Source organism: Croceicoccus sp. YJ47, from assembly GCF_016745095.1.
Lineage (GTDB): Bacteria > Pseudomonadota > Alphaproteobacteria > Sphingomonadales > Sphingomonadaceae > Croceicoccus.
Genome location: NZ_CP067087.1, coordinates 1,188,243 through 1,201,268 on the forward strand (window position 1 = coordinate 1,188,243; position 13,026 = coordinate 1,201,268).

General features: G+C 62.0%; 9 protein-coding genes and 1 pseudogene. 1 reads left to right on the forward strand and 9 read right to left on the reverse strand.

Annotation, left to right across the window (positions count from 1 at the left end; genetic code table 11):
* Positions 1-9 precede the first annotated feature (9 nt).
* From JD971_RS05865 to JD971_RS05890, 6 genes and pseudogenes are all read right to left on the reverse strand, one after another.
* Positions 10-3,144 (reverse strand): efflux RND transporter permease subunit, encoded by a 3,135-nt coding sequence (locus JD971_RS05865; RefSeq protein WP_202086650.1) that lies wholly within the window; start codon positions 3,142-3,144, stop codon positions 10-12.
* Positions 3,141-4,652 carry an efflux RND transporter periplasmic adaptor subunit gene (locus JD971_RS05870; protein ID WP_202086651.1) on the reverse strand — a complete coding sequence of 504 codons (1,512 nt, stop codon included), beginning with the start codon at positions 4,650-4,652 and terminating at the stop codon, positions 3,141-3,143. Before JD971_RS05870 ends, JD971_RS05865 begins: the two co-directional genes overlap by 4 nt.
* The gene (locus tag JD971_RS05875) at positions 4,649-5,944 is read right to left on the reverse strand and encodes a TolC family protein (RefSeq protein ID WP_236672297.1); all 1,296 of its coding nucleotides are present in this window, start codon (positions 5,942-5,944) and stop codon (positions 4,649-4,651) included. The genes JD971_RS05870 and JD971_RS05875 overlap by 4 nt, the downstream gene beginning before the upstream one ends.
* 63 nt (positions 5,945-6,007) lie before the next feature.
* Positions 6,008-6,409 carry a hypothetical protein gene (locus JD971_RS05880; RefSeq protein ID WP_236672298.1) on the reverse strand — a complete coding sequence of 134 codons (402 nt, stop codon included), beginning with the start codon at positions 6,407-6,409 and terminating at the stop codon, positions 6,008-6,010.
* 279 nt (positions 6,410-6,688) lie between these two features.
* The gene (locus tag JD971_RS05885) at positions 6,689-8,632 is read right to left on the reverse strand and encodes an FTR1 family protein (RefSeq protein ID WP_202086652.1); all 1,944 of its coding nucleotides are present in this window, start codon (positions 8,630-8,632) and stop codon (positions 6,689-6,691) included.
* A gap of 96 nt (positions 8,633-8,728) precedes the next feature.
* Positions 8,729-9,342 (reverse strand): annotated as a pseudogene (locus JD971_RS05890) (cation transporter).
* Between the two features lie 75 nt (positions 9,343-9,417).
* Between JD971_RS05890 and JD971_RS05895 the strand changes: the two are divergent.
* Positions 9,418-9,816, forward strand: coding sequence for a helix-turn-helix domain-containing protein (locus JD971_RS05895; protein WP_202086653.1), 399 nt, complete (start codon positions 9,418-9,420; stop codon positions 9,814-9,816).
* Positions 9,817-9,949: 133 nt separating this feature from the next.
* Here JD971_RS05895 and JD971_RS16820 read toward each other — a convergent pair whose 3' ends face one another.
* The 3 genes from JD971_RS16820 to JD971_RS05905 are packed head-to-tail and all read right to left on the reverse strand — an operon-like array spanning position 9,950 to position 12,977.
* Positions 9,950-10,750 carry an aldehyde dehydrogenase family protein gene (locus JD971_RS16820; protein WP_256435291.1) on the reverse strand — a complete coding sequence of 267 codons (801 nt, stop codon included), beginning with the start codon at positions 10,748-10,750 and terminating at the stop codon, positions 9,950-9,952.
* Entirely contained in the window at positions 10,744-11,340 is a 597-nt protein-coding gene (locus tag JD971_RS16825; RefSeq protein ID WP_256435292.1) for an aldehyde dehydrogenase family protein, read from the reverse strand. Before JD971_RS16825 ends, JD971_RS16820 begins: the two co-directional genes overlap by 7 nt.
* Positions 11,337-12,977 (reverse strand): acetolactate synthase large subunit, encoded by a 1,641-nt coding sequence (locus tag JD971_RS05905; RefSeq protein ID WP_202086654.1) that lies wholly within the window; start codon positions 12,975-12,977, stop codon positions 11,337-11,339. The genes JD971_RS16825 and JD971_RS05905 overlap by 4 nt, the downstream gene beginning before the upstream one ends.
* Positions 12,978-13,026: the final 49 nt, after the last annotated feature.

Genomic DNA, 13,026 nt, shown 5'->3' on the forward strand with positions numbered 1-13,026 from the left:
TTCTTCTCCTTAGGGTTGGGTTGGCCGTTCCGGCTGGGGACGCCGCAGCAACAGATAGGCTGCGGGAAGCACGAACATGGACAGCAGCGGCGCGGTGATCATCCCGCCGATCATCGGCGCGGCGATGCGGCTCATCACTTCGGAGCCAGCCCCAGTGCCGATCAGGATCGGAAACAGGCCGGCGAGGATGACCGCGACGGTCATTGCCTTGGGCCGGACGCGCAGCAATGCCCCTTCACGGATGGCGGCTGAGACTTCCTCCGCATCCGAGTCCTTACCGCGCCGCTCCAGCGCAGCTTTCAGATAGATCAGCATGATGACGCCAAATTCGGCTGACACCCCGGCCAGCGCGATGAAGCCGACGGCGGTCGCGACCGACTGGTTGTATCCCATCAGGTAAAGCAGCCAGAAGCCGCCCGTCAGCGCGAACGGCAAGGTGCCCATGATGAGCAGCGCCTCGTCGAACCGGCGGAAGATCAGGTAAAGCAGCAGGAATATGATCGCGAGCGTAGCCGGAACGACGATCTGCAAGCGTTCGTAGGCCCGCGTGAGATATTCAAACTGCCCGGCATAGGACAGGCTGACGCCCGGAGGCAGATCGACCTCGGCCGCGATAACCTCCTGCAGATCGCCAACCACAGAAGTCAGATCACGCCCGCGCACATCGATATAGACATAGCTTGTGGGACGGCCCTGTTCGCTCTTGAGCATGGGCGGGCCGCTGGTCACACGCACCTGCGCAACGGTACCAAGCGTGATCTGCTGACCAGACGGGGTCAGCACCGGCAGATTGCGCAGCTCGTCGACACTGTCGCGGATCTCGCGCGGATAGCGAACATTGATCGGGTATCTTGCGAGGCCTTCAACTGTACGAGCGACATTGGCACCGCCAATTGCGCCGGAGACGATCTGCTGCACGTCGGCGATGTTGAGACCGTAGCGGGCCGCTTCCAACCGGTCGATATCGACATCGACATAGCGGCCTCCCGACAGCCTTTCAGCCAGCGCAGAGCTGACGCCGGGAATGTTCTTTGCCGCCTGTTCAATCTGAAGCGCGACGCGTTCCAGCTCGCCGAGATCCTCGCCCGAAACCTTGACCCCGATCGGGCTCTTGATCCCGGTTGCAAGCATGTCGATCCGGTTGCGGATCGGCGGCACCCAGACATTGGCAAGGCCAGGCACCTGCACGGCGCGGTCCAGTTCCTCGACCAGCATGTCCGGTGTCATGCCCTCGCGCCACTCATCGCGTGGTTTGAAGCGGATGGTCGTCTCGAACATTGTGAGAGGGGCCGGATCGGTGGCGGTATCGGCGCGCCCGGCCTTGCCGAACACGGTTTCGACTTCCGGTACAGTCATGATCAGCCGGTCGGTGCGCTGTAGCAGCGCTGACGCCTCTCCGGGAGACAATCCAGGCAGGGCGCTGGGCATGTAGAGCAGGTCGCCTTCGTCGAGCGGCGGCAGGAATTCGCCGCCAAGCCGCGAGAAGGGAACGAGCGTGGTCAGGAAAACCAGCCCGGCGATGACCAGCGCGGTCTTCGGGCGGCGCATTACCCAGTCGAGACCGGGTCGATAGGCACGAGTCAGCGCGCGATTGACCGGATTACGGTCTTCGGGCGGAATCTTTCCGCGCACCAGCCATCCCATCAGCACCGGAACCAGAGTGATCGACAGGATCGCAGCAGCCGCCATGGCATAGGTCTTGGTAAAGGCCAGCGGTGCGAACAGCCGTCCCTCCTGCGCCTGCAAGGTGAACACCGGCAGAAACGACAAGGTGATGATCAGCAGGCTGAAAAACAGCGCCGGGCCGACTTCCTTCGAGGCATCCGCGACGATCCGCCAGCGCTCCTGGACGGACAGAACCGTGTCAGGGTTCTCCTCGGCCCAGCGCTCCAGATGCTTGTGGGCGTTCTCGATCATCACCACCGCAGCATCGACCATCGCGCCGACCGCGATGGCGATCCCGCCAAGAGACATGATGTTCGCGTTTACGCCCTGAAAGCGCATCACGATGAAGGCCGCGAGCACGCCGAGCGGAAGGGTGACGACCGCGACGAGTGCCGAGCGCGCGTGCCACAGGAACAGCAGGCACACCAGGGCAACGACAATGAATTCCTCGATGAGCTTGGAGGTCAGGTTTTCGACCGAAGCATCGATCAATTGCGAACGGTCGTAGGTGGTGACGATCTCGACCCCTTCGGGCAGGCTTGCCTGCAATTGTTCGAGCTTCGCTTCGACCGCCGCAATTGCGCTGCGCGCATCGGCGCCCTGGCGCAGAATGACGATACCGCCGGCAACCTCGCCTTCGCCGTTGAGTTCCGCAATGCCGCGCCGCAGCTCCGGGCCGATCTGGATATTGGCCACATCGTCCAGCGTTACCGGAGTGCCGCCCGCTTCGGCGCGCAAGGGTATGCTGCGAAAATCCGCCAGCGTGCCGAGATAGCCCGAGGCACGGACCATATATTCGGCCTCGCCCATTTCGACGATAGAGCCCCCGGTTTCCTGATTGCCTGCCTGCACCGCGCGGACCACTTGCGCGTGCGTCACGCCCAGCGAAGCCATGCGATAGGGGTCGAGCACGATCTGGTACTGCTTGACCATGCCGCCCACGCTGGCGACTTCGGCAATGCCGGGAATGGTTTTCAGCTCGTAGCGCAGGAACCAGTCCTGCAGGCTCCTGAGCCCGGCCAGGTCGTGTCCGCCGCTGCGGTCGACCAGCGCATATTCGTAGATCCAGCCCACCCCGGTAGCATCAGGGCCGAGCGTGCTCTGCACACCTTCGGGCAAGCGGTTCTGGACCTGGTTGAGATATTCCAGAACGCGAGAGCGCGCCCAGTAGAGGTCGGTCCCGTCCTCGAAGATGACATAGACGTAGCTGTCGCCGAAAAAGGAATAGCCGCGCACGGTCTTGGCGCCGGGGACCGACAGCATGGTGGTCGCCATCGGATAGGTCACCTGGTCCTCGACGATACGGGGCGCCTGACCTGGATAGTTCGAGCGGATCACCACCTGTACATCGGAAAGGTCCGGCAGGGCATCGACGGGCGTTGTCCGTACCGCCCAGAAACCGGCCAGCGCCAACCCGATCGCTGCCAGCACCACGAAAAAGCGATTGGCGATCGAGCTATCGATAATGCGCGCGATCATTGCCCGGTTTTCCGGATCGAGACGATGCGCGGCCCGGAAGTGGCTTGCACAAATGTGAAGGAGACCCGGTCGCCGCGTGCGAAACCGCGCAGCTGTTCCGGTCCTTCGCTGGCAAAGAGCATGGTCATCGCCGGCCATTCGAGCGCAGGCACCGGACCGTGGCGCAAGGTCACGCTGTTGGCGTTTATGCGCTCGATCGTCCCGGTCGCGCGATAAGTCTGCGGCTCATCTGCATCATCCGATCCTCGGTCTTCGCTCGCACCGGATGGAGCCTGATCGACGGGACGCACGTCGATGCCGGCAAGGCTGGCTTCGGAATCGAGCAGGAACTGGCCCGAGGTGACCACTCTCTCTCCTGCAGCCAGGCCGGCAAGGACTTCGGTCCGTCCGTTCGCTTCGCGGCCGATACGGATTTCGGCGGGCCGATAGCCGCCGCCTTCCTGCGCGATCATCACCAGGTTCCGCTCGCCGGTGCGAATGACAGCTTCCGAAGGGACCAGCAGCGCTTCGCGCCGTTCAGGGGCGAGCATGACCTGGGCAAACATGCCCGGCTTGAGCCGAAGGCCCGGATTGGGCATCGCTGCCCGCACGGTGATCGTGCGGCTCGCGTCCTGCGCGCTCGGCAAAATGGCGATGATGCGTCCGGCAAACCGTTCGCCGGGAAAAGCGGTAAGGGTTGCGCTTACCGGCTCTCCGACACGCGCGCTACTCGCCAGTGCCTCGGGTACCGCCGCCTCGAGCCAGATCGGACTGTACCCGCTGATCTCGGCCAGCGATTGGCCCGCCGCCACGGTCATGCCCGGCCTTACCCCGAGCGACGTGATCGCGCCCGATTGCGGTGCAGTGACGGTGATGATCGTTTGCGGCCGTCCGCTTCGGGCGACCGAGGCGATCATCGAGTCCGGCATGCCAAGCAGCCGCAGGCGCTCGCGAGCGGCCCGGGTCAACGCTTCGTCGCCGGTTGCGGCAACAGCAAGATACTCGTTTTGTGCGCCGCCCCATTCGGGCACCAGAATGTCGACGATCGGAGCGCCTCTGGCAATCAGGTCCTGCGGTGCATGGCCGTAGGTCCGCTGAACATAGCCGCCGGCGCGCGGCTGAACGATCGCCATCTCGCTGCCGTTATATACGAGCGTGCCGGTGACGCTGATTTCGGGCTCCAGCACGCCATATTCCGCTTCAGCAGTCCGGATCCCGAAATTCTGGACGAGCGTCGAATCGATGCTTACGCCCTCGGCGCCCTGCGCGCCTCCGCCCGCGCATTTGGGGACCAGCTGCATGTCCATGAAAGGAGATTTGCCCGGTTCGTCGAAGCGCTGGTCAGGGACCATCGGATCGTACCAGTAAAGCACGTCCTCGCAGCCGGTATCCGCCGCTGCATCACCGTCGCCGCTCTCGCCGCCAAGTATGGACAGACCGTAGCCCGCCGCCAGGCTGACAAGGGCGATGCCAAGTCCAGCCGCATACATGCGCTGGCGCGGCGTGAATCGTTCGAGCGCGGAATTCATGGCCTGCTCTCCCCGTAAGTCAGTCTCAGCCTCACCGCCGCCTCGACAGCTGCCTTTTCGCGCTCGAGTATCTCCAGTTCGAGCAGCGCGAGCGCGGATTTCGCCGCAATGACATCGACGAGATCGGCACGCCCGGCCGCGAAGCTGGCTGTTTCGAGGTCCGCGCGGTCGCGCGCCAGCGGGAGAAGCTCGTCACGCGCGCGTTCCCGTTGCCGCACTGTGCTGCGCCAGGTGGCCATATTGGCTTCGAAACCGGCAACCAACGCGCGCCTGCGATCCTCGCGCTCGGCCGATGCGGCGGCGGCTTCGGATTCGGCTGCGGCAATACGCGGATTCTGCCGCCGGTCAGTAAAGATCGGCAGTGTAATCGACCCCATGACCGACACCGCATCGCCGAAATCGGGGTTGCGGCGACCATAAGTGACGCTCACGCCGAAATCGGGTCGTTTCTCGGCGCGTGCGAGCGCGACACCGGCTTCGGCCCGGCCTCGTTCGGCATCGGCCAGCAGGATTTCGGGATTGCTCTCGAGCTCGAACCGCAGCCGCTCCTGATCGAGGACAGCCGATGGCGCGGCACCCAGAGCAACCGGATCTGCGAGCGGTACATATCGGGAAATCTGCGCTTGCGCCGTCTCGCGCTCAGCCTCGATAGCGGTAATCGCGTCTTCAATTCCGAGCAGCTCGCGCCGGATGGCCAGACTCTCCGCCGGGCGGGCCGACCCCGAAGCAACTGCACTGTTGGCCACCGGAACGAATGTCCTGAGTTCATCCAGCGCAGCCTGGGCAAGATCAAGCCGCGCTTGCGCATAATGGAGCCGGACCCAGGCCGTTCCAGCATCGGCGAGAAGATCACGCTCGGCCATACCAAGGCGTGCCTCGGCGAGGCGCACTTCGGAACTGGCGACGCCGAACCTTGCCCGCCGACGGGCGCGGTTGGGTATCTCCTGTTCGAGACCGATGGCGACTTGCGTTGGAAGTTGCCGGTCTGGGTCGAACGCGGCGGGTCCGGTCACAGGTAGGTTCATGATCCCTGCACGCACACGCGGATCGGGAAGCTCGTCCGCCGCTTCTGCTGCTTCGCGCCGTGATTGCACACGCAGCGCGCCAGCCTCCAGAACGGGCTGTTCGCCTCGTGCTGCCGCCAGTATTTCCTCGTATCCGACAGACTGCGCTTGTGCAGCCTGCGCGGCGAGCAGGGCCGAAAACGGCACCCAGCCAATTCGCCAATCCATAATTCTCACTCTTTCAAAGCGAGCTGACCGGGAAGGGCCACGGCGCACGCGGTCGATCAACCGGGCGCTGGGCCTGTTTATCCGTCAAGCTCGCAAGCGGCGCGATGCACCGCCCGGGAAATGCTAGATGGTGAGCTGGGGTTGTGGAGGTGGCGATTCCGGCGGTAGCGGCTGGCTCTCGAGCCTGCTGGCACTCGCGGAAAGGTACTGAGGCGCAACAAAAAGCGGTTCTGTTTGCGCAAGTCCCGCGGCGGTGAGCGCCAGCGGCGGGAGACAATTCATGGCAACAAGACAATCGAGTGTCATCTCGCGGCAAGGCCCGTGCTGATCGGTAGTGTCCGTCTCGGCCATCATTTGCTCGGACATCGTGTGCTCGGGCATTGCTTGCTCTGCCATGTTTTGCGCCATTTCAGCGCAATCAGCCGACCTGGCCAGTTCACTCTGCGGAACAGCCGCCTGTGCAGCTACCTGCAAAAACAGTCCAAAGCCGAAGCAGATCAGAGTCAGGGCACGAATAAAGGTCACTGGCCCGCGATAGTCTGACTGCCCAGTAAGTGCAAGAAAGTCGCATCCCGCCTTGTTCTTGCGACTCTGATGTGCGCCAATTGACTGATCGTGTTTTCGAAATCGGTTCCCCAATGCCGACAGCGACAACTCAGTCGGGGCCAGTCGTCACGCTACTGATGATCTACCAGCACAAAAGCTGCAGACATAAGAGTGGTGAACTATCTATCCTGCCATATCAATTGCGCGAGGGAGCGGAGAGTGTGAGACCTTTGGTATCAGGGCCGTGGACCTGGGCTTTCATCGCGCTGGCGCCGACTTGGGCGAATGACGACCACTGTGAAATCCGGCAATCAGAGCCAGCAGCGTGAGCAACTGCGCGACTATTGTCTCGACAGTCGGGAAGAAGCCGAGTTCGGCGAGGCGCGGCAAGCCGGCAATGAAAGTGGCGGTAAGAACTCCGGCCTCCTGGAAAGCGCCCACGCCCTTGCCCGCGAGAATGACCGCAAGTATCGCAATCAGGATAGCACTGTAGCGGAAGAACTGGGTGATCGGCAGTTTGCGGCTGTAGCGCAGCATGGCCCATGCAATGAGCGCCAGCAGCGCGACTGCGGACAAGGCACCTGCCAGTATGATGCCACTGCTCTGCGGGTTCCACAGGGCAGCGTAGAACAGAATAGTTTCGAACGCTTCCCGGTAAACGACCACGAATGCAAGACTGAAGAGAAACCATGCCGATCCGCGCGAGAGCGCCTTGCCCATTTTTTCCTGGATATAGCGCCGCCATTCCTCGGCCTGGGATTTGCCATGCATCCAGATCCCGACCGATACGAGAATGACAGCCGCAAGCAGCGCGCCGATCCCTTCGGTCATCTCGCGGCTCGCACCGCTGATGCTGACGAAGTAGGTTGCTACGACCCAGGTGGCGACACCTGCTAGAAGAGCAGCGATCCACCCGCCATGGACATAGGGCAATACCTCGAAGCGCCGCGACTTTTTCACAAAGGCGATCATGGCGATCACAACCAGAAGTGCTTCGATCCCCTCGCGCAGCAGGATGGTGAACGCCCCGAGAAAGGTCGAGATTTCGCTGGCCGCCTCAGGAGCCAACGCTCCCTCGGCTCTGGCCAGCAGAGTATCGATGCGAGCCCTCAGTTGCTGTAGTTCGGATGGGTCCGCACCGGACTCTATTCCGGCCCGAAATTGCCCGAGCGCCTGTTCTACCTCGCGCATCAAACCGCCATCGCGCGTTGCCAGGAGGGCCTCCAGGGGTTCGAAACCGTCGAGATAGGCAGACAGGGCGAGCTGCCGCGCTTCCTCTCGGTTGCCTGCCTGATAGGCTGACAGGCTGCGATCGAGCGTATCGCGAACGAAGGCGAGCGAACCTGCGTCATTTGCCTGTCCCACCGCATCGGGATTGGCGCGAAGATAGGCCATGACGGCGAGCGCACGGTCCTCGCCGATCTCCTCGGCCAGACTTTCCGGTGTGAGCGCGGCGAGCGTCTCGAGATCGGGGACAAGCTGGCGTATGCCATCATCTTCACGCCAGATACGCTCGCCTTTGGCCATATCTTCTAAAGCAATGCTGCCGGCATAGAATGCAAGCGCCCAGCGATCCTCGTCGGACAGCGATGCGAAGCTGGCCATGGACGTTCCTTCAAGCCCTTGCGTGATGACCTGGTAAAGCCCGAACGCACTGCGCTGCCGTGCCCGGTCGATATCGGTAAAGTCTATCGGCGGGGGATCGAGCGCCTGCATTGCGGCTGGTGGCGCACTTCCGGCGGCGCCGTGACACGAGGCGCAGTTCTGCGCGAAGAGAGTGCGGGCGCGGACAAGGTCGGGCGCCTGCGAAGGGGCGAGCGGAACCGGGTAGGCAGTCAGCAACGAGGCTGCCAGCGCGCGCGCGAAGCGCCCAACTCGCTCGGCGGGTTCCTTGTTGGCGATCAGAGCTCGCAGCTGGTCCGATCGGCGGATGAGTGCTTGATTGTCTTTAGTGTCCGGAAATGCAGCGATCTGCCGCGCCACGACATCGGAAAACTCCACCATTTCGCGATATTCGAATTCGTCGGCAACACGTCCCTCGGAAACCGCGGAGGCGTAGTCGACCGCGATATAATCGAGCAGACGCCAGGTGGTTCGCACGTCGGGTTCTTCCGCGTTCGCGGTGACGGACAGACACAGCGCAAGCGCCAGCAGAATGAGCCGCAGTGCCGGATGGACGGTGGCGGAGACGATGCGATGCATGAGGGGCCTCTATATCTGTTGCAATTAATTCGCAATAGCAGGGTATAGACGGAAACGTATTTCCCCCAATCCGCAATCGCGGGCATATTCTGGAGTTTAGGTAGAGCGCAGTTCGCCACGCGCCTGTTTGAAGACTTCGGCACTTCCCCACACCGCCAGTCCTGCCATGATACTCGCCACAACCAGATCGGGCCACGCACGGTGCCGAAAACGCCAATCGCTGCCGCCAGCACGGCGATATTACCGATCGCGTCGTTGCGCGAACAGATCCACACCGAGCGCATGTTCGCATCGCCCGAGCGATACCGGAACAGCATCGCGGCGACGGCGAGATTTACCGCCAGAGCAAGAGAACCGATGGCGCCCATCGTTCCCGGGTCGGGCGACGCCCCGACAAAGAAACCCCAGATGGCCGAGCCGAGCACCCACAGGCCGAAAGCCAGCATGGTCGCCGCCTTTACGAGAGCCGCACGCGCGCGCCAGACGAGCGCCATCCCCGCTACACCGAGACTGATAGCATAGTTTGCCGCATCACCGAGAAAGTCGAGCGCGTCGGCCTGCAAGGCGCGCAGATCCGCAGCAATGCCCGCCACGATCTCCACGCCGAACATGATTGCATTAAGGCCCAGTGCGATCCACAGAATGCGCCGCCATGTCGGATCGTTGTTGCTTGCACCGGCCTCATCGGGACCGCAGCAGGTCTTTCCCATTTACTCGACTCCTTGCGTCGATCCGCCCTATGCACCTTGTAGTAACTACAAGGTCAAGCGGCAGGAGCCTTTGTCATGAGAATTGGTCAACTTGCCCGGATAACCGGCGTCAAATCCGAAACAATCCGCTTCTACGAGCGCGAGGGTATCCTCGCTGCCCCTCCGCGCACGAAGGCCAATTATCGCGATTATGGACCTGCAGAGGAAGCGCGCCTTCACTTCATACGGCGCGCGCGTGATCTCGGCTTCTCGATGGCACGCATCAGGGAATTGCTCGATCTCTCCGATGGTGCCGACCGGTCCTGCGCGGGCATCGACGCTCTGGCCAGAAGCCATCTCGGCGAAGTCGAGCGCAAGATCGCGAGCCTGAAGGCGTTGCGGACGGAACTTGGGCGCATGATCGCTGCCTGCGAGCAAGACACGGTAGGCGATTGCCGCATCATCGATGCACTTGCGGGTACCACCGAGCCTTGATGTCCGCGCCTCGTGCGCCAGTTCGGTCAGGCTCGCCGATGCACGGCTTTTGTCGCCCATAAGAGACTTAACTTCGGGAAAGGCCGACGAGTGCGAAGCTGCCCGTGTCGCCATCCCGGGTCCGTCGAACGGGTTATGATGCCGCCGCAGGCCAGTTCCAGACGGCCATTTTTTCAATGCTCATATCCGCCATAGTGTAGGCGATCCCGCCGACGCCAAGCCCGGAGCGGCGCAGCCCTGCAAAAGGCATCCAGTCCACGCGGAATGCCGTATGGTCGTTCACCATCACAGCCGATCCCGCCAGAGACTGTATGCAATGATTGGCGATTGACAGCCGATCGCTGAATACAGCGGCCTGAAAGGCGTAAGGCAGGGCATTGGCCTGCTCGATAGCCAGGTCGATATCGTCATAGCCATACACGCAGATCACGGGGCCGAAGATTTCTTCCTGGGATACCTTGGCACTATCCGGAGGATCGACAATGACGGTCGGGGAGAAAAGAGTGTCACTCAGACGGCTTCCCCCGCACACCAGGGTGCCTCCTGCTGCGATGGCTTCATCGACCCAGCGTTCGACGCGGTCAACTTCCTCCGTTCGGATCAGGGGTCCGCATTGGGTCTCAGCATCGGCGGGATCGCCCACTACCAGCTTTTCGGCAGCTCGCCCTAGGTCATGAGCGAAGTCTTTCAATTCTGCAGCAGGGACGTACACGCGCTGCACGGAAACGCAGACCTGACCCGAATGATAGAACCCGCCTTTGAGCAACGAGGCGATCACTGCTGCGCGCTCCACGCCGCTGTCCACGATTACCGGCGCCGCGCCGCCGTGCTCGAGAGCAATGCGGGTTCCCGGCGACAGCTTCGAGCGAAGCATCCAGCCGATTTTCGCAGAACCGATGAATGAGAAGAACGCCGTGCGCGGATCGGTTACCATTCTTTCGGCGATATCGTTGCCGCAAGGTGCGAACCGGCACCAGGCCTCAGGCAGGCTTCATGAAGAATGCTCACGAAGCTCTGGCATGACAGAGGCGTTTCCAGCGCAGGCTTGATGAGAACGGGGCACCCGGCTGCTACCGCCGGTCCAACCTGATGGACGATCAGGTTGAGCGGGTGATTGAATGCCGAGATCGCCACGACAGGACCGATCGGCTCGCGGAAGGTATATGCCGTCCTTCCCGCACCCGCTTCTGTCAGGTCCATGGGGATCTCGTGACCGCCGCCATCGCTCAGCGCCTGAACGCATAAGTCGACGCTGTTGATCGCGCGACCGGCTTCCACGCGCGCATCGACCAGGGGTTTGCCGCCCTCCCTGACGATCTGGAAAGCCAGATCCTCGGCTCGTTCGCGCATGATATCCGCAGCCCGCCGGAGAATGGCGACACGCTCGTGCACGGCAAGCCAGCCATGGCGGTCGCGGTGGAGCAGCTGCGCTTCATTCAGCCATTCATCGATTTGAGCCCAGTCGACAAGCGGCACTTCTGCAATCGGCGAGCGGTCGAAGGGATTGTGAACGATCGTTTTCATAGCTCGCACACCTTCGCGCCGAGTTCGTCGATCAGCACCTTCTTGTTTTCGGAATAGTCGACGGGTAGATCGACAAGGTGCACTCCGCCCGCCTCGAATGCGGCGTTCAGGACCGCCACAAGATCTGCGCTCCGCTCGACCCGGTGACCGGTCGCTCCATAGCTTTGTGCGTAGGTGATGAAGTCGGGATTGGAAAAGGTCAGGCCGTAGTCCGGAAAGCCGAGCTGGTCCTGCTTCCAGCGGATCATGCCGTATGCCGCATCGTTCAGAACGAGAACGACGAGGTTCAGGCCCAGCCTGACGGCCGTTTCCAGCTCCTGCGAGTTCATCATGAACCCGCCATCACCGCACACCGCGAGAACTCTACGCCCGGGCGATAGCATCGCCGCCATCATGGCGGATGGAAGGCCCGCGCCCATCGTCGCCAATGCATTGTCGAGAAGGATGGTGCCGGGCTCGTGGGCGATGTAGTTTCTAGCGAACCAGATCTTGTAGATGCCGTTGTCGAGCGCGACGATATCATCGCGTGCCATTACGCTGCGAACGTCGGCAACGACGCGTTGGGGAACCATCGGGAAACGTTCATCGTCGCTGGTTTCGGAGATGTGCGAAGCAATCTCGTCATGCAGGGCGGTGTAGTAGCTGCGATCACACTGCAACCTGCCGTCCAAGCGATTTCCCAACCGCTCGACCGATCCGGCGATGTCACCGATGACCTCGAGCTGCGGGAAATAGACCTGATCGACTTCGGCCGCCTTGTAATTGATATGAATGACAGTCTGACCGTCCGGCTCCATAAAGAACGGCGGCTTTTCAACCACGTCGTGACCGATATTCACGATCAGATCGGCCTTCTCGATCGCGCAGTGGACATAATCGCCCGATGATAGCGCCGCGGTGCCCAGATAGAGATCGCTGTCTTCATCGACCACGCCCTTACCCATCTGCGTGTCAAAAAAGGGAAAGCCGGTATCGGCCACGAATTTGCGCAGCGCCTTCGAAGCGCGGCGGCGGTTCGCTCCGGCTCCGATTAATAGCAAGGGCCGTTCCGCAGCAAGAATACGCCGGGCTGCTTCATCCAAGGCCGCGTCGCCGGCAACGGCATAACGCCTGTCGTGTGGCGGTATGACAGGTTCGACCGTTTCCTCTTCAGCGATGTCTTCGGGTAGCTCCAGAAGAATGGCTCCAGGCCTCTCTTCCTGCGCAAGACGAAAGCCTTCACGAACGAGTGAGGGAATGCGATTGCCGTTCACGATCTGGGTCGAAGCCTTGCATAGCGGGGTGAACAGGGAAACAACGTCGACAATCTGGAACTGGGCCTGCTTCGATGTCTTTATCGGTTTCTGCCCGGTAATGATGACAAGCGGAAAGGCCCCGAGCGCGGCATAGGCCGCCGGTGTGGTCAGGTTCGTGGCACCAGGCCCGAGCGTTGCCAGGCACACACCTGCCTTGCCGGTCAGGCGGCCATAGGTTGCCGCCATGAAGCCAGCGCCCTGTTCGTGACGGGCCAGAACCAGCGTGATGGTGGAAGTTCGCAGCGATTCCAGAAGGTCCAGATTCTCTTCGCCTGGAACGGCGAAAACATATTCGACGCCCTCGGCCTCGAGCGCGGCGACCATAAGATCGGAAGCTTTCATTCGTTGGTCCTCATTTTACGAGTTGCAGGGCGGTTCATGTCGTGCGCTG